This window comes from Hymenobacter endophyticus (genome assembly GCF_032464715.1).
GTDB lineage: Bacteria > Bacteroidota > Bacteroidia > Cytophagales > Hymenobacteraceae > Hymenobacter > Hymenobacter endophyticus.
Genome location: NZ_JAWDJT010000002.1, coordinates 473,002 through 488,063, shown reverse-complemented (window position 1 = coordinate 488,063; position 15,062 = coordinate 473,002). Strand labels below are relative to the sequence as shown.

Annotated in this window: 19 protein-coding genes; 7 read left to right on the top strand and 12 right to left on the bottom strand. The window is 63.1% G+C overall.

Going from position 1 to position 15,062, the window contains the following annotated elements; all coding sequences use genetic code 11:
- Positions 1-159: 159 nt before the first annotated feature.
- From ROI90_RS04470 to msrA, 5 genes are all read right to left on the bottom strand, one after another.
- The gene (locus ROI90_RS04470; RefSeq protein WP_315997131.1) at positions 160-1,320 is read right to left on the bottom strand and encodes a methionine aminotransferase; all 1,161 of its coding nucleotides are present in this window, start codon (positions 1,318-1,320) and stop codon (positions 160-162) included.
- A 73-nt stretch (positions 1,321-1,393) separates the two neighbouring features.
- Positions 1,394-1,642: a hypothetical protein gene (locus tag ROI90_RS04465; protein ID WP_315997130.1), complete on the bottom strand. Its 249-nt coding sequence runs from the start codon at positions 1,640-1,642 to the stop codon at positions 1,394-1,396.
- A 174-nt stretch (positions 1,643-1,816) separates the two neighbouring features.
- Positions 1,817-1,939 (bottom strand): hypothetical protein, encoded by a 123-nt coding sequence (locus ROI90_RS04460; protein WP_315997129.1) that lies wholly within the window; start codon positions 1,937-1,939, stop codon positions 1,817-1,819.
- A 315-nt stretch (positions 1,940-2,254) separates the two neighbouring features.
- Positions 2,255-2,914: a hypothetical protein gene (locus ROI90_RS04455; RefSeq protein ID WP_315997128.1), complete on the bottom strand. Its 660-nt coding sequence runs from the start codon at positions 2,912-2,914 to the stop codon at positions 2,255-2,257.
- A gap of 315 nt (positions 2,915-3,229) precedes the next feature.
- Positions 3,230-3,913, bottom strand: a complete 684-nt coding sequence (gene msrA, locus ROI90_RS04450; RefSeq protein ID WP_315997127.1) for a peptide-methionine (S)-S-oxide reductase MsrA — start codon at positions 3,911-3,913, stop codon at positions 3,230-3,232.
- A gap of 144 nt (positions 3,914-4,057) precedes the next feature.
- Here msrA and ROI90_RS04445 point away from each other — a divergent pair, with 144 nt between their 5' ends.
- Complete coding sequence (locus ROI90_RS04445; protein WP_315997126.1) at positions 4,058-6,934, top strand: BamA/TamA family outer membrane protein; 2,877 nt, start codon at positions 4,058-4,060, stop codon at positions 6,932-6,934.
- 203 nt (positions 6,935-7,137) lie between these two features.
- Here ROI90_RS04445 and ROI90_RS04440 read toward each other — a convergent pair whose 3' ends face one another.
- On the bottom strand, positions 7,138-7,563 hold the full coding sequence (locus tag ROI90_RS04440; protein WP_315997125.1) for an META domain-containing protein: 426 nt from the start codon (positions 7,561-7,563) through the stop codon (positions 7,138-7,140).
- A gap of 558 nt (positions 7,564-8,121) precedes the next feature.
- Here ROI90_RS04440 and ROI90_RS04435 point away from each other — a divergent pair.
- The 3 genes from ROI90_RS04435 to ROI90_RS04425 all read left to right on the top strand — a co-directional run bounded on the left by ROI90_RS04435 (position 8,122) and on the right by ROI90_RS04425 (position 9,577).
- Positions 8,122-8,496 carry a hypothetical protein gene (locus ROI90_RS04435; protein WP_315997124.1) on the top strand — a complete coding sequence of 125 codons (375 nt, stop codon included), beginning with the start codon at positions 8,122-8,124 and terminating at the stop codon, positions 8,494-8,496.
- 134 nt (positions 8,497-8,630) lie between these two features.
- The gene (locus ROI90_RS04430) at positions 8,631-9,050 is read left to right on the top strand and encodes a hypothetical protein (protein WP_315997123.1); all 420 of its coding nucleotides are present in this window, start codon (positions 8,631-8,633) and stop codon (positions 9,048-9,050) included.
- Positions 9,051-9,130: 80 nt separating this feature from the next.
- Positions 9,131-9,577, top strand: a complete 447-nt coding sequence (locus tag ROI90_RS04425) for a DUF2141 domain-containing protein (RefSeq protein ID WP_315997122.1) — start codon at positions 9,131-9,133, stop codon at positions 9,575-9,577.
- Positions 9,578-9,579: 2 nt separating this feature from the next.
- Here the strand turns inward: ROI90_RS04425 and ROI90_RS04420 are convergent, their stop codons facing one another.
- Positions 9,580-10,062, bottom strand: coding sequence for a YdeI/OmpD-associated family protein (locus ROI90_RS04420; RefSeq protein WP_315997121.1), 483 nt, complete (start codon positions 10,060-10,062; stop codon positions 9,580-9,582).
- Between the two features lie 79 nt (positions 10,063-10,141).
- Here ROI90_RS04420 and ROI90_RS04415 point away from each other — a divergent pair, with 79 nt between their 5' ends.
- A complete protein-coding gene (locus ROI90_RS04415; RefSeq protein ID WP_315997120.1) occupies positions 10,142-10,843 on the top strand; it encodes a DsbA family oxidoreductase in 702 nt (233 codons plus the stop codon).
- A 77-nt stretch (positions 10,844-10,920) separates the two neighbouring features.
- Here ROI90_RS04415 and ROI90_RS04410 read toward each other — a convergent pair whose 3' ends face one another.
- Positions 10,921-11,361: an META domain-containing protein gene (locus ROI90_RS04410; RefSeq protein WP_315997119.1), complete on the bottom strand. Its 441-nt coding sequence runs from the start codon at positions 11,359-11,361 to the stop codon at positions 10,921-10,923.
- Positions 11,362-11,670: 309 nt separating this feature from the next.
- Complete coding sequence (locus tag ROI90_RS04405) at positions 11,671-11,976, bottom strand: hypothetical protein (RefSeq protein ID WP_315997118.1); 306 nt, start codon at positions 11,974-11,976, stop codon at positions 11,671-11,673.
- A 427-nt stretch (positions 11,977-12,403) separates the two neighbouring features.
- Here ROI90_RS04405 and ROI90_RS04400 point away from each other — a divergent pair, with 427 nt between their 5' ends.
- Both ROI90_RS04400 and ROI90_RS04395 read left to right on the top strand, forming a co-directional pair.
- Complete coding sequence (locus tag ROI90_RS04400; RefSeq protein WP_315997117.1) at positions 12,404-12,751, top strand: GAF domain-containing protein; 348 nt, start codon at positions 12,404-12,406, stop codon at positions 12,749-12,751.
- A 30-nt stretch (positions 12,752-12,781) separates the two neighbouring features.
- Positions 12,782-12,919, top strand: coding sequence for a hypothetical protein (locus ROI90_RS04395; RefSeq protein ID WP_315997116.1), 138 nt, complete (start codon positions 12,782-12,784; stop codon positions 12,917-12,919).
- Between the two features lie 96 nt (positions 12,920-13,015).
- Here the strand turns inward: ROI90_RS04395 and ROI90_RS04390 are convergent, their stop codons facing one another.
- The 3 genes from ROI90_RS04390 to ROI90_RS04380 all read right to left on the bottom strand — a co-directional run bounded on the left by ROI90_RS04390 (position 13,016) and on the right by ROI90_RS04380 (position 15,060).
- On the bottom strand, positions 13,016-13,687 hold the full coding sequence (locus ROI90_RS04390; RefSeq protein WP_315997115.1) for an OmpA family protein: 672 nt from the start codon (positions 13,685-13,687) through the stop codon (positions 13,016-13,018).
- The gene (locus ROI90_RS04385; protein ID WP_315997114.1) at positions 13,684-14,259 is read right to left on the bottom strand and encodes a hypothetical protein; all 576 of its coding nucleotides are present in this window, start codon (positions 14,257-14,259) and stop codon (positions 13,684-13,686) included. The genes ROI90_RS04390 and ROI90_RS04385 overlap by 4 nt, the downstream gene beginning before the upstream one ends.
- Positions 14,260-14,886: 627 nt before the next feature.
- Positions 14,887-15,060 carry a hypothetical protein gene (locus ROI90_RS04380; protein ID WP_315997113.1) on the bottom strand — a complete coding sequence of 58 codons (174 nt, stop codon included), beginning with the start codon at positions 15,058-15,060 and terminating at the stop codon, positions 14,887-14,889.
- Between the last annotated feature and the right edge of the window lie 2 nt (positions 15,061-15,062).

Here is a 15,062-nt window from a genome sequence, read left to right as displayed (position 1 = left end):
CCGGTTGGCATTCCCTGGGTGCGACCCTGCGCTAGAATGGGGTACGCTTGAGCTTGCAAAGGGCCTTAGTACGCGTAGATAAGTTGTTAGAGGCTAGCCGAATGGTAATAAGGACCTTCGCAAGCGCAGGGCGAAATGAGGTATCTGCAGTTCCTGTTTTCATCTTTCTGCCCGCAGCCGCCTGGCCGCCGCCCGCAGCGTTTCTTCCTGTTTAGCAAAGCAAAAGCGTACCAGCTTATCGTCGTGGCGGTGGTGGTAGAAGGCCGAGAGGGGCACCACGGCCACGCCGGTTTCCTGGGTGAGGCGGCGGGCAAACTGCTCATCGGTCAGCTCCGGGGCCAGGGTGCTGAAATCGGCCACCTGGAAGTAGCCGCCCGCTACCTGCAGCAGGCGCAGCCCCGTGCCGGCCAGCAGCTCCCGGAACAGGTCGCGCTTCTGCTGGTAAAACGCGTGCAGTTCGTCGTAGAGCCCGGTGAGGGGCAGCACGTCGGCCAGGGCGTGCTGGGTGGGCGTGCTCACGCTAAAGGTCACGAACTGGTGTACCCGCCGCAGCTCCGCACTCAGGGCTGGCGGGGCCAGGCAGTAGCCCACCTTCCAGCCGGTGGCGTGGTAGGTTTTGCCGAACGAGGACAGCACGAAGGCCCGCTCCCGCAGCTCGGGGTGGGCGGTTACGCTGCGGTGGGGCACGCCATCAAACACCATGTGCTCGTACACCTCGTCGCTGAGCAGCAGGGTATCGGTGTCGCGCAGCAAGGCGGCCAGGGTATCCAGGTCGTCGTCTGTCAGCACGGCCCCGGTGGGGTTGTGGGGCGAGTTGATCATGAGCAGGCGGGTGCGGGGCGTGAGGGCGGCGGCCACCCGGTCCCAGTCGGGCCGGAAATCGGGCAGGCTCAGGGGCACGTACACTGGCACGCCGCCCTGCAGGCGCACGGCGGGACCGTACAAATCATAGGCCGGCTCCAGAATCAGCACCTCATCTCCCGGGTGCACCACGGCGGCCAGTACGGCGTACAGCGCCTCGGTGGCGCCGCTGGTCACGGTTATGTCGGTGGCAGCATCGGGCAGGTGGCCGTAGAGGCGGGCGGTTTTGGCGGCAATGGCCTCGCGCAGGCGGGGCAGGCCGGGCATGGGGGCGTACTGCTGGTGGCCGGGCGTGAGTACGTGGCGGGCCAGGGCCTCCAGCAGGGGCCGGGGCGGGTCGTAGTCGGGAAACCCCTGGGCCAGGTTGATGGCCCCGGCCTCCTGGGCCAGCTGGGTCATCACCGAAAAGATACTGGTGCCCACGTCGGGCAGCTTGGAGGAAAGCGTGGGTGCGGGCATGAATGGGTTATAGCGTGCAGCCCGCCAATGTAAGAAGCCAACGCCTAAAACGGCCACGTTCCTTCGGCTAACTCTAGAACTGGACGTCAAAGCGTCCGTCGGTGACGCGCAGCGTATCGCAGCCGGGCTCGTAGAGCGTGAAGGCGAAGCGGCCGGCCGCAATGCGGGCCACCGGGTCGTAGCGCGTCAGCGTCAGCGTGCCCGTGCGGATGTTGACTCCATCGTAGGAGCACCTGTCTGTGTTAGCTCGGACAGTAAATCCTACCCTTTGAGGTGGCGGAAATATCTGCGTTATTGACAGTATTTTATAGGTAGTCGTCAATATGCCGAAAGAAACAGTATCTGATAGCAGCAAACTGAGTGTCAACTTCTACCCTTGACTACTCATGTCAGCGCCGATTGACAGTTTATTAAGTGTAAACCAGTCTCCACCAGTTTGATTTATACCCTTTGCAACGTACGGCTTGCCGTTGACCAAACAGCCGAAAGTGCGGGCTCAGGTCTGAGTGGCGGGGGGCAGCTCGGGTAGTGGGTCGGGGGCGGGGTCGCCCTCTTTGCAGCTGCTGCACTGCGTGAGCAGGGCCAGGGCCAGGTAGAGGGGCGGGCGAGTGAGTTTCACGGGGCGAAACGGGATAAAGGGGTAAGAAAGATGAGACAGGCCCGCCGCAGCGGGGTAGCAATAGGATAGGTAGCAGGACGGTAGGGCCAAGCTACGCGGCCGGGCGCAGAAAGGCAACCGCCTCGGTAGGAGCCACGGCCACAGCGGTGCGGGTGCGGTAGGGGCTCTGGGTGCGGCCGGGCACATCGTAGAGCTGGTTATTCTGCACACGCAGCAGGTTCAGAGTTTCAGGGTAGGCAGGAAGCAAAAAAAAGCCGCCGCAACCTGCGCGGGGCAGACTGCGGCGGCTCACAAGGGGGCAGATGCGGGCTGTACTCAACCCCGGCGCTGGTAGGGGAAGCGTTTGGCGGCGTTGCGCATGAGGGCGTTGGTCAGGTTCTGGGCGTTGTCGGTGAGGCCCCCGCCGCCCTGGAGCTGGCAGTCGTATTTCCAGAGCAGGCGGCCTGCCTGCTGGTCGTGCAGGCTCATGGAGGCCGTTACCTCATCGGAAATGGCATAAAAGGGCGTAAGCACGTTGATGGCCACGGCGGCGGCCAGGGGCAGTGGCTTGTTGAGCAGCAGCTGCCCGGTTACCACGGCATCCACGCCCAACAGCCGGGCAAGCTCCTCGCGGGGGTGGGTCTGCACGTCCTCGTAGCTGAGGCCGGCCTGTTGCAGCAGCGCGTTGGTGCGGGCCACATCCTGAAACTCCACGGAGTAGCCGCCCCGCTTGCCGGAGCGGTGCAGCAGCCAACTGAACACATTGTTCTGCACGGCCAGGCCGGTCTGGTACTCCTGCTCGGCCAGGGCCTGCTGGCTGGGGCGCCGCCCCTGGCCCAGCAGCGGGGGAGCGGGCTTGATGTGCACGTTGAAGGGGAGGATGGCCACCGTGCGGTGGCGGGGCTGCACCTGCTGCTTAAAGTCGCGGGCGGTGTACACCCGGGGGGCGCAGGCGGCCAGGCAGAGGAGCAGCAGGAAGGGTAGAAGCTTTTTCATGGCGGGCAGAAATTGAAGGATAACCGGATAAGGCAAGCCCGCCGCGCCGGCGGCAGCCGGGGCGGGCAAGAGGTTCAGCTTCTGGCCAGAAGTAGGTGGTTAAGCGTTTTGCAAACCGGGTGCCAGTTTTCGGAGAAAAGTTCCGAAGCGAGAAAAAATTTGTGGTGAAGAAGGGTTTGATTAAAGAAGAACGTCATGCTGAGCTTGTCGAAGCATCTCTACCGCTTCGTCAGCGCCATTCAACGAATCGGTAGAGATGCTTCGACAAGCTCAGCATGACGTTCTTCCGGTTAGCCGGTTGCTTATCCAACCCCTTTACAGCGGCTTTTTCAGCAGCTGGGGGAAGGTGTGGCGCACCTTTTCCACCTTTACCATGGATATGTTCTGGATGTAACTCTCGCGGGGATGCAGGCGCAGGTAGCCCTGGTGGTAGCCCTCGGCGGGCCAGAACTGCCGGAACGGCTGCACCTGCGTAACCACGGGGCTGCCGTACTGCCGGCTGGCATTCACGCGGCCGATGGTTTCATCGAGTACCTTTTTCTCCTGGGGGGTGCGGTAGAACACCGCCGAGCGGTACTGCGGACCCAGGTCGGGGCCCTGGCGGTTGGGCGTGGTGGGGTCGTGGGCGGCTTTGAAGAACACCTCAGCCAGCTGCTGGTAGCTGATTTGCTTGGGGTCGTAGTACACCTGCACGGCTTCGGCATGGCCGGTTCGCTCGGTGCCCACCTCCTCGTAGGAAGGGTTGGGCACCGTGCCCCCGCTGTACCCCGATACGGCCGCCTTCACGCCCCGCAGCTCCTCAAATACCTCCTCCGTGGCCCAGAAGCAGCCCCCCGCAAAGGTGGCCACGGCCAGGCCGGCGGTGTTGGCCGGAGCGGGGGCGGCGGTGGAGCGGGTGAGCGGGCCGGTTTCGGCCTGGGCCTCGGCGGGGCGGCGCTCCGAGCAGGAGGCTAACGATACCAGGAGCAGGGCCGCGAGGCCGTTTTTCAGCAGGTTCATAAGGAAGAGGTGCAAGAGCCAGAGGGTACAGGAAAGATCTACATACGAAGCCACTGCCGGCCCGGTCGCAGCCGTTGAGCTTGCGAAAGTTGCTTTCGGGCCGGCGGGGTGGTTTCTTCGGGAGTTACAACGTTATCCGTGCCCGTGAAATTCCCCTTTCGTACGCTGTGGCCGGCCCTGGGGCTGGCGGTTTTGCCCCTGCTGGCTTCGGCCCAAACCCTGCTGCCCATTGAGCAGCAGGTGCCCGCCGCCGTGCGCTGGTACGAGGTGCGTACGCCCCACTTCCGGGTGGTGTACCCCCAGGGGTTTGAGCAGCAGGCCCGGCGCACGGCCGCCCGCCTGGAGCAGGTGCACGAGCCGGCTGGGGCCTCGCTGGGACTGGCGGCCCGGCCCGTTACGGTGGTGCTGCAAACCCGCAACACCATCGGCAACGGCTTCGTAACGCTGCTGCCCCGCCACTCCGAGTTCTTCACCACTTTCCCCCAGGACCCCTACCTGCCCGGCACCCTGGACTGGCTGGATGAGCTGACGGTGCACGAGTACCGCCACGTGGTGCAGTTCGATAAGGCCCACCAGGGCCTGGGGCAGCTAGGCTACCTGTTCGGGGGCTACGGCGGGCTGGGCCTCACCACCCTGGGCGTGCCCGACTGGTTTGCCGAGGGCGACGCCGTGGGCACCGAAACAGCCCTCACCCGCAGCGGCCGGGGCCGGATTCCGAATTTCGACGCCTATTTCCGGGCTAACCTGCTGGCCGGGCGGCGCTACTCCTACGCCAAGGCCGTGGCCGGCTCCTTTCGGGATAATGTGCCCAACCATTACGTGCTGGGCTATTTCCTGACTTCCCGCCTCAAGCGCACCGCCCCCGACCCCGGCGTGTGGGGCACGGTGCTCAACCGCTACTACCGCTTCCCGGTGTACCCGCTGTCCTTTTCTGACAAGCTGCGCCGCACCACTGGCCTGCGCACCGACGACCTGTACGGGCAAACCGTGCGGGAGCTGGACAGCCTCTGGCGCCAGCAGGCCGCTGCCCGCCCCCTCACGCCCGCCACCGAGCTGCCGGTAGCGGCCACTGAAAAGGTATTCACCGAATATCAGTTTCCTCAATATCTTGATGATAGCACGGTGGTAGCCCTGAAAAGCGGCCTGGGCCACACGCCCCAGCTGGTGGCGCTGCGCCGGGGCCAGCCCGAGCGGGAGCTGTGGGTGATGGGCCTGCACCACAACCCCGAGCAGCTCTCGGCGGGCGGGGGGCGGGTGGCCTGGCTGGAATTCCGCTACCACCCGCGCTGGCAGCAGCAGGTGTACTCCGAGCTGCGGGTGCTGGACGTGGCCACCGGCCAGGTGAGCCGCCCCGGCCGCCGCAGCCGCTACACCACCGCCGTGCTCAGCCCCGACGGCCGCCGCCTGCTGGCCGTGAGTACCGACTCCAGCTACCAGCACCGCCTGCACCTGCTCGATACCGAAACCGGCCGGGAGCTGCGCACCTTCGATAACCCCGAAAACCTACCTTATCTGCACCCCCGCTTCGCCCCCGACGGCCATACGGCGGCCGTAGTGCGGCTGGAAGCGGCTGGCAAGCGTCTGGAGCTGCTGGATACCGAAACCGGCCAGGCCCGCGTGCTGCTGCCCGCCGCCAACGACAATATCGCCCAGCCCCAGCCCGGCCCCGATTTCGTGCTGTTTACCTCGCCCCGCTCGGGGCAGGAGGAGGTGTACGCCGTGCGCATCAGCACAGGGGAAGTGCAGCAGGTAACCAGCCGCCCGGTGGGCAGCTACCACCCCACCCTCAGCCCCGACGGCCAGCGCCTGGCCTTCCACGAAATAAAAGCCCAGGGCAGCCGGGTGCTGGAAATGCCCCTGAGCCCCGGGCAGTGGCAACCGGCCCCGCCCGCCGCCCTGGCTCCCAACCGCTACGCCGATGAGCTGACCGCCCGGGAGCCGGGGGCCCGCACCGTGGGCCCCATTCTGCCCCAGGACGGGCCAGTTGGGCCCGTACTGATGGCCCGGCGCTACCGCCGCCTGCCCCACGCGCCCAACCTCTACGGCTGGGGCTTGGTGCAGAGTCCGTCGGGCAACGGCCTCAACCTGGGCATCCGGGCGCAGGATGTGCTCAGTACCACCCAGGCCGTTGCGGGCGTGGGCTTCGATGGGATAGAGCGGGCCGGGCGGGTGTTTGCCGATGTTAGCTACCAGGGCCTGGGGCCGGTGCTGGATATGAGCGTGGAGCACGGTGGCCGCCGGGCCATCGGGCCGCTGCCCACCGGCGGGCTCAGCGAAGAAACCTGGCAGTACAACCGCCTGAGTCTGGGGAGCCGTTTGCCGCTGGTGCTTACTACCTCCCGCATGCTCACCTCGCTCACGGTGGGTGCGTTCTACCAGCGAGAGCAGGCCCGCAACTACCCATTCGTTCCTCGGCCTTCTCCGGTTGAGGTAACTATCCGGCCTCTCAATGTGCTGCTGGGCACTGTGAGCTTCTCCCGCACCCTGCGCCAGAGTACCCGCGACGTGGCCCCGCGCTGGGGCCAGAGCGTGCTGCTGACGGTGCGGGATACGCCGTTTGGCCGGGGGCTGGAGGCCCGGCAGCTGGGGGCGCAGGGTAGCTTGTTTTTGCCGGGGGTGGGCCTGCACCACGCGCTGCGGCTGCGGGCCGGCTACCAGTACCAGCAGCAGCAGGAGTACCGCTTCGGGGCGGCCATCTTCTACCCCCGCAACCTGCCCTACCTCGGCGCTAACTACCTCACCGCCGCCAGCGCTGAGTACCGCCTGCCCCTGGCCGACGTGCATTGGGAGCTGGGCCGGGTGCTGTACGTGCAGCGCCTGAAAGCCAACGTATTTGCCGACGGGGTACGGGCCCAATCGGGTACCCTGCGCCGCAACTACTACTCCACCGGCTTTGATGTGTCGGCCGTGTTCAATCCGCTGCGGCTGCGCACCCCGCTGGAAGTGGGCCTGCGCACCGTGTACAACTCCTACTACCGTGTGTGGGAGCTGCAGCCCCTGGTGCTGAACGTTGGGTTTTGAGATTATGCCCTAGTATCTGGCGGCAGGCAGTGCTGCGCCCTATCACCTGCTGCCCTCACCATGAAACCATACTGAGAAGCCGCTTGAGCCATTTGGGTAACCTGCACAAATGCCCGCGAGAAGTGCCCATAGGTAGGCCTTCCTGCGGGTAGTGGCTAGCAGGAAGTACCTCTCACGATGCCCATATGGGGTGGAAAACTCGGCTACTCAGCGGCTACGAACACTAGCAGGGGTTCCGCGCTGGTGTCATTGTAAAGAAAAAGCTGCCGCTCCCGGATGGTGTAGCGCGCTACCCGGGGCAATAGAGACAGGTAAAGCGTTTCCTGGTCTTGCTGAGCGCAGGTGGCGTAAGTGCTGAATTGCTCACTAAAGCGCAACTCCGGACTACCGCCCGGTAGCGTGTAGTTGCCCCCGTACTGGTTACAGAAGCTCTTGCCTCGGTTGCTGCCATCCACGGAGTTGAGCAGCAGCTCAGAAGCGGAGGACGGAGCTGTTTGGCCATTCAGCTCACGCAGGATCCAGCGTTGGTCCAGCAGATATACGGGGGCCGGCATGGGCTCGTCCTCTTTAGTGCAACTGCCCAGCAGCAGCGTGGTGCTCAGTAAAGTAGCGTACCGGATAGAAGCCATAAGTTCAGGTGCAAGTAGATGGAAACGGTGACATGAGCAAAGGAGCCCGTGCTACCAGGAAAGGTTGCAACCTGTATGCCAATAGCTCCCATTGCCTGTTGCCTGCCAGTTGCGGTGTAGGCTACCGAATACCGCAACAGGTCAAGAATACTGGCCTGAATCAGGGCCCGCCGGAACAGCGGGCCATTCTGGCGCGGCATATAATTAAAAGTCAATATATTGGAAGGCAATCAGAACAGTACGGCGTGCGTTAAGGAGGCTTGTTTACGCTACTTCACGTTTTGCCGCTTTCCTTCTGTTTCTGTGGTAGAGCATGTACATAGCCGAGAGCAAGATGCCGGGTGTTTCTTGGGACTTTAAGTAGTAAAATCCGTAGCTGGTGGCTTCCGGCAACCCAAGCTGCACGCAGCGTACCGTAGGTAATTATGGGCTTTTTGCCGGACTAGCCACCGGGTGTTGCTTCTCTGTACCGTTTTGTGCGCCCTCTCAACGTCAACAATGGCTCTAAATCAGTCCCTTTCTCCTTCAGCCCGGCAGGTGTTATTTGAGAGGCCGAGCGTGCTCATTTCCTTTGATGCGCTCAACCAGTGGCTGCATGTGGAGTGGCGCGGGAAACTTACCCTGGAGCAAGTGCGGGAGGGCTCAGAAAAAGTACTGGCTTTGGAGCGCAAACATCAGTACAAGCTGCTCCTGAACGATAACACCCAAGTCACGGAATTTAACCTTACGGAGGAAGAGCAGCGAAGCTACCAGATTATGCACCTGCTGTTTGAAGCGGGGCTGCACTACCTGGCCTGGGTGTATGCGCCGGTACCCCAGGGCCAGTCCTACGCCGAAAACTCGGTGGCCGTGGCTGGCTGGCCCCTTATCCTCACGTTTGAGGAGTATGGACCCGCCGCCGAGTGGCTCCGGCAGGTATCTTCGCAGTCCTGACCGAGGTATCAGCCAGATTGGGCGGGCTGGCATTGGTGTTGACCGAAGCTGCCGAGCCGGGCGGGAGTGCGCCGCGTACTACCGGGGCTGGCCACTGATGGCCCGCCGCGAAAGGCCCGTTGGGCACCTATAGTATGTCCGAAATCCAGCTCCATGCCGAGTCATACGGGGCGTTACTTTTACTGCCCCAGGTACCGTGCCTGATGGTGCGCTGGCACGGCTTTGCCAACAGCCGCAACCTGCGCCAACTCCTGAACAAAGCCCTGGAGCTGTACCAGCAGTACGCACCCCGGTACCCGCGGCTGGGGTGGGTATCCGATGCGCGCCGGTTTGGGGCCATGCTGCCCGCCGACCAGGACTGGGCTGCCGTCGACTGGAACCGCCGGGCCTACGCGGCGGGCATCCGGCGCGCGGTATTCATCTCCCCCAATAACGTATTTGGGCAGATTGCCTTGCAGCAGCTGACGCACAAAATGGAGCAGGCCGCTTACTTGCGTATTACGCACGTTGCCTCCCCGGAAGCAGCCTGGCAGCAGGTACTGGCTACCGCATAAGCGGCCGGGGCCGACGGGTGCTGAATGTTTTCCGGCTGGGCAGTGTTGGTCAGGCATTGTTTCACCGCCTATCGTCTGCCATGCAAGTATTTCGCCCCCTTGGCCTGCCCGCCGGATTTGCCCTGGCCGTCCTGCTTCCCTCCACCTGCTCGGCCGCCGGCAACCCGTCCATCACGGTGGTAGTGTCGGCCCTGGCTTCCACCTCCTCGGCCGTAAAGATGTACTTCTATAATGCGCGGGAAACGTTTCTGACCAAGGGTGGCTACGCCTTTATGCGGGTGGTGAAGCCGGCGGGGCAGCGGCAGGTGAGTGTGCCCGTGGAACTCCCGCCCGGCGACTGGGCCGTGGCCATTACCCAGGACGTGAACAATAATGATAAGCTGGACAAAAACCTGATGGGCATCCCGACGGAACCTTTTGCCTTCTCCAACAACGTGCGCCCCCGCTTCGCGCCTCCGGGCTTCGATGAGTGCAAATTTACGGTAAGCGGTCCGGCCAAAACGGTCAGTATTGCGCTTACCCAGTAGGCTTATGGCTTGCGGAAGGGGTGTGCGCCCCGCGCCAGCCGCTCCGTTAGCTCAACGGCCCGCCGGGCCCGGGTTTCGGCCTGCTTGGCGGTGCGTACGTGCTGGGCCACGGCCCGCCGCATACTACCTGAAAGCTGACCAAACTCCGTTTCGGCTTCGGGCCAGGCCTCAAATGCCTGGGCAAGCTCACCCGGTAAGTCCACCCGGTCGGGTTCTGGGTCGGGGGCCAACGTGAGCGTAACGCGCTGGCCCACTTGCACACCTGCGGCCTGGCATACATCCTTGTTAATCATAAGGTAGCGCCCGCCTCCAGTGAGGGGCAGCAGCCCCAGCCGCACTGCGTAGCCATTGAGGGTACCCGTAACCCGCCGTGTGCTGAGGCCACCCAGGGTTTCCAGCACCAGTGGGGGCACTACCACAATTTGGGTGGGCATAAAATTGGGGCCACCAGCTTCCATGGTAGCTTCAAACTGGCAGGTAGTCATGGGCGAGGGGAAAGGCGGTAAACTTTTTGGGGGCTGACGGAATTATAGCCTTCTGAATTTGGAATAACGAACAAGCAATATGAAAATAGAAATCTGGTCGGACATCCTGTGTCCGTTTTGCTACATCGGCAAGCGCCGCCTGGAAAAAGCCCTGGCTTCCTTCGACCATGCCCAGGACGTGCAAATTCAGTGGCGCAGCTTCGAGCTAGACCCCCAAGCCAACCCTACGCCGGGCGAAAACCAATATGCCCGCCTCGCCAAGAAATACGGCAACACCGAGGCCTGGGCCCGGCAGATGAGCGCCAACATGGCCCAGTCGGCCGCCGAGGAGGGGCTGGCCTTCAACTTTGATACGGTAGTGCCCGCCAACTCCCTGCGCGCCCACCGCTTGGTGCACCTGGCTGCCCGGCACGGCCACCAGGATGCGGCCAAGGAGCGCCTGTTCAAAGCCTATCTGGAAGAAGGCCTCGATATTAACGATGTGCTCACCCTTACCCGCCTGGCCACTGAGTTGGAGCTGCCCACCGCTGAGGTAGAGCAACTGCTGACTTCTAACCAGTTTGAGCAGGAAGTACGCTACGATGAGTACCAGGCCCAGCAACTGGGTATTCGGGGAGTGCCGTATTTCGTGTTCGAGGATAAATACGCCGTATCGGGGGCTCAGCCCGCCGAGTTGTTCCGGGAAGTGCTGGAAAAAGTGTGGGCCGAAGCCCGGCCTCAGCCCGTACAGTTGGCGGGTGCCGAGGGAGCCGCCTGCGGCCTTGATGGCAGTGCCTGCTAAACGCCTCGGTTACTCCGGTCAGCCATGCAAAAAGCCCGTTTCTGTACAGAAACGGGCTTTTTGCATGATTGGAGGCTTTATTCAGCCGCTTTGAACTCCAGCAAAACTTTTGTGGAGTTGGTAGCATCATAGAGCTTTAGCTGCTTGCCGCTGATTTCGTAGCGCACGGTGCGGGGCAGGGCGCTGAGGTAGTTGTCCTCGATGGTCTGGGCCGGGCAGGTAGTGCGGGTGGAGAACTGGGGGCTGATGGTAAGCTGGCCAGCCTCGGCTCCCAGCGCAAAAGTGCCTCCGAAGGAGTTACACGGTGCCAGACCTTCGGTCGTGCTGCCCTGGGCGTTGAACTGTAGATATGACCGATACGTATCGGAGTAGCTGGAAACGGCAATGGGCATTTCCTCCACCGCCACCAGCATCCAGCGGCCGGATACCAGGGCAGTACCGGGGGCGGGGCTGTTTTCCTCGCAGCTGGTGAGGACGGCCAAAGCGGCCAGCAATAGGGTAGTAGTGGCGATACGCATACGCTGGGTAGGATAGAAAGTGGGACAGGCTACCGGGAAGAGTGTGCCCCGGCTTCAAATGGTTGCACGGGAGAGTTTTGCTTTCCTGTATTCCTGCGCCAGGCTACCGCTTCCGGCCTGGTAGCGGCTCGGGTGGCGCTGGGGCGTATGGTTTGCCCACCTGTGCGGTAGTTCGCAGGTGCCTGCCCGGGTTATGCGCTGTGGCAGAATCCGGTAGCAACGCACAAATGCCGGGCGGAACCCTGTGTATAGGGTTCCGCCCGGCATTTGGCTTCAGCAGTAAGCAGGTAGCTTACCTGTTGCTGCGGCCTAGTAAGTGGAGGTGCTGGGAGACTTCATCTTCTGCCCATCCCGGGGCTTCTGCATCGATTTGGTTTTCTTGCCGGAGCGGCTCATTTTGTCCGAGCGGCTCATGCGGGTGGTGCCGGTAGTGGTAGTGGTCTGGTCGGTAGTGGTCATCTGCTCAGTAGCCGTGGCCGTGTTGGGGGCCGTACCCTTGTTGGTAGTGCCCAGGGTACCTTGCGAAGCGGCGGTAGACGATTGTGGAGTGGTTTGGGCGGAAGCAGCGGACATACCCAGCAGCAGGGCTGCGGCGGAAGCAAAGAGGAATTTCATGGAAACAGGGTAGTAAAGTATACAAGTGGAAAAGGCCAAGCGCCTGGGAGCGTATACGCCCGCCTTTTGCCCCCGGCTACTGGTTGCCCCGAAAAGCCATAATTATGCATGACGGAGCAGGTAGCCCTGAGAACAGCCTGCCCCATACCAGCGCGCAGCTAGAGGCACCTGGCGGCCTCTCGCCGCCGCGCGCTCAAGGTATCCGCGACAGGTATATGCTTGGGGAAGATTGCCTGGTTGCTGCCCGGCCGTTTTACTTATTCTGCGTGCTTATGACTCCTGCTGACCTCAAGCGCTTGGCGGTACTCGACTTGTATGATATTCTGTATTCGGCCCGGGAAAAGCTGTTTGATGATCTGGTAGAGCTGGCCGCCTATGTTTTCAGCGTGCCGGTGGCCTGCATTGCCTTCGTGCATGAGCGGGAGGTGTGGCACAAGGTCAGTGTGGGGATGCCACCCAGGAGGTGCTGGCCGTGGAACAAACGTTGTGCTCCCCCGCTGTTCGTTCCCGCGAGCCGGTGCTGGTGTATTTCGACTTGCTGGCCGAACCTGCGCTAACCATTGATACTGCGCAGGAGCGGCAAGTGCGGTTTTACGCCGGAGTCCTTGTCCGCACGCCCCAGGCGTTTGCCATTGGCACGGTGCGCCTGGCTGACTACGAGCACCGGGACTTCACCGAGCCCGAGCAGCAGCTCCTGACGCAACTGGCCGGCCTAGTGATGCTGGCCCTGGAGGCGCGCCTGCGGCTGCTGGATACGCAGGGACCGGCCGCCTAGGAGCAGCTGCGGCAGGAAACGGAGGAGACTTTGCACAACCAAATGGCGGTGGTCCGCTACCTCAAGGCCCGCAGTGCCGGGCAGGTGTCCGTGCCGGCCGAGCTGCTGGAACCCATTGGCCGTCGGCTGGAGGAACTGGCCAACGTGCTGATGACGGCGGGCCGGTAAAGGGCATACCGCGTGACCGGCAAGTAATAAGCCCTTCATTCCTCTGTCAACGGGGAATGAAGGGCTCATCGTTGGTAGAAGCGTCGCCTGCAGAACCTAGGAAATGATGATTTCCACGCGGCGGTTTTGCTGACGGCCTTCGGGGTTATCGGTGCCGTTGGGGGTGGTGTTGGGGGCTACGGGGTTGGTTTCACCGAGGCCCTGCACCTGGAACTGGCCGACGGTGCCAGCCTTATGCTGGGTGAGCCAGTCGGCAATGGCCTGGGCGCGGCGCTGGGAGAGGGTGCGGTTGTAAGTGTCGTCGCCTTTGGAGTCGGTGTAGCCGTTGATGACGACGCGGCTTTTGGTGTACTGCCGCACTACGTCGGCCAGCTTTTCCAGGGTAGGCGTGGCGGCAGGCTTGATGTCGGCTTTGTCGAAGTCGAACAGCACGTCGGTATCGAAGTTGATAACCAAACCCATATCGGTCATTTTGCCGCCCAGGTCACTGGCCGCGCCGGATAAGTCGCTGACGGCTCCGGTGAGCTTCTGGCCCTGGTCGGGGCGGGGAGCACTGGCGGGAGCTGCCTCAGTGGCGGCGGTGGGCGCTGATGAGCCCACGGGGACGTTGGCGGTACCGGTCAGGGGCTGGCCGGATTGGGCGGCTTCGGGGGTGGTGGCAACGGTGGCGGAGCGGTTGTCGGAGCAGCCGGCGAGCAGCAGGGCCGCCAGTAGCAGCCCGGCCGGGCGCAGGGGGCTACTCGTGTTGCGGCTCAGGGAGCGGCTCATCGTTGGATAGTAATGCCGTCAAAGGAACCCATGCCGGGCAAACTCAGCGAAATGGTGGTGCTGGTAGCGGGCGGGGCCGGGAACTTGAAGCTCATGATGCCGGGGCCGGACTTGCGCGCATCGGCCGCTACGCTTTTCTTGCTGTAGTCGAGCGGCAGGGCCATGTACAGACCCGACTGGTCTTTCAGCACGTTGTATTTGCGGGAGGTGGCATCGTCGATGTATGATACTTGGTCGATATCGGCGCGCACGGTTTCATAGTTGCCATCGGCCGTAGCGGGCAGGGAGGCCTGCAGCTCCACGGTGAGAATGTCCCCGATAACGCGGGCTTTGGTGAGGGCTACCTGGGTGCCTTTGGGGCCGGGCTGGGTAGCCAGGGCCGGGGTGGCGGGGGGCGTTGGGTTGGTGGTTTCGGCGCGCTCGACGCCGACATTGGACGCGGCCGGGGCAGCGGGCGTTTCGGTAGCGGCCGGGGCGGTAGTGGTAGCCGTGGTGGTTTCAGCGGGTTTTTCCTGGCTGCAGGCGGCGAGGCTCAGGGCAAAGGCGCTGGCAACCAAAAGGGACTTTTGCATGGGAAAGGAAGAATGGTGGAGGGTATCGGTACGAAGTCAACGTGCTATGGGTTAGGTGGATGCCCCTGATAGGGCGGCTGAACGGCGGCGGCGTGGGACTGAAAAATGTGTGTTGGCTGCCTGGGGTGGGGTTTGGGTAGCAGCAAAAACGGCCGCCCCTGAGTGGGAGCGGCCGTGGTAAGGTTAATTATCTACTGGTATCAGGACAGGGGCCAACGGGCTGCCGGCTCCGGACTTTGAATAGTTGGACTGAGCTGGGCAAGTTGGGTGAGCAAAAAGAACGTCATTCCGCGCTTGCCGAAGAATCTCGCGGGCTGACGCCTGAGTTACCATTACAACGTCAGCACGCGAGATTCCTCAACAAGCGCGGAATGGCGTTCTATATCCTGCCTCGCTGGGCGTAGGTGCGGGAACGGGGACCGGCTTTGCGTAGCGGGCGGCGGTATTGATGACGTTGCGGACCGACTGGTAGGCGGTGTAGAAGCGGGGCTCGGGGCACTGGTAGCGCACCAGGTACTTATCGAGGCGGTTGCGGAGCAGGACTACGGCGGCGCGCAGGTCGGCGGCAAGGGCCTGGGTGTGGGCTTTGCCATCGGCGGAGGCGAGGCGGGGGGGCGACTGGCCGGCCTAAAAAGCGGTGAGGGCGGCGGCCAACTCGGTGAGCCCCTGCTGGGTGACGCCCTGGTCCTGCAGGGCGGTGAAGTGGGCGGTGGCTTGGTCGTGGATGTTTTTGCTGATGCGGGCTAGGGCGTTGTCGGGGGCGCGGCGGAGCTGGCGCTCGGTGTAGTAACCGGGTGACAAGG

Excerpts from the sequence above, each read along its gene's own strand:
- ROI90_RS04455 (WP_315997128.1), bottom strand. The coding sequence starts at position 2,914 with ATGAAAAAGCTTCTACCCTTCCTGCTGCTCCTCTGCCTGGCCGCCTGC.
- ROI90_RS04430 (WP_315997123.1), top strand. The coding sequence starts at position 8,631 with ATGTCCGAAATCCAGCTCCATGCCGAGTCATACGGGGCGTTACTTTTA.
- ROI90_RS04415 (WP_315997120.1), top strand. The coding sequence starts at position 10,142 with ATGAAAATAGAAATCTGGTCGGACATCCTGTGTCCGTTTTGCTACATC.
- ROI90_RS04390 (WP_315997115.1), bottom strand. The coding sequence starts at position 13,687 with ATGAGCCGCTCCCTGAGCCGCAACACGAGTAGCCCCCTGCGCCCGGCC.
- ROI90_RS04425 (WP_315997122.1), top strand. The coding sequence starts at position 9,131 with ATGCAAGTATTTCGCCCCCTTGGCCTGCCCGCCGGATTTGCCCTGGCC.
- ROI90_RS04470 (WP_315997131.1), bottom strand. The coding sequence starts at position 1,320 with ATGCCCGCACCCACGCTTTCCTCCAAGCTGCCCGACGTGGGCACCAGT.
- ROI90_RS04410 (WP_315997119.1), bottom strand. The coding sequence starts at position 11,361 with ATGCGTATCGCCACTACTACCCTATTGCTGGCCGCTTTGGCCGTCCTC.
- ROI90_RS04385 (WP_315997114.1), bottom strand. The coding sequence starts at position 14,259 with ATGCAAAAGTCCCTTTTGGTTGCCAGCGCCTTTGCCCTGAGCCTCGCC.
- msrA (WP_315997127.1), bottom strand. The coding sequence starts at position 3,913 with ATGAACCTGCTGAAAAACGGCCTCGCGGCCCTGCTCCTGGTATCGTTA.
- ROI90_RS04420 (WP_315997121.1), bottom strand. The coding sequence starts at position 10,062 with ATGACTACCTGCCAGTTTGAAGCTACCATGGAAGCTGGTGGCCCCAAT.
- ROI90_RS04405 (WP_315997118.1), bottom strand. The coding sequence starts at position 11,976 with ATGAAATTCCTCTTTGCTTCCGCCGCAGCCCTGCTGCTGGGTATGTCC.
- ROI90_RS04440 (WP_315997125.1), bottom strand. The coding sequence starts at position 7,563 with ATGGCTTCTATCCGGTACGCTACTTTACTGAGCACCACGCTGCTGCTG.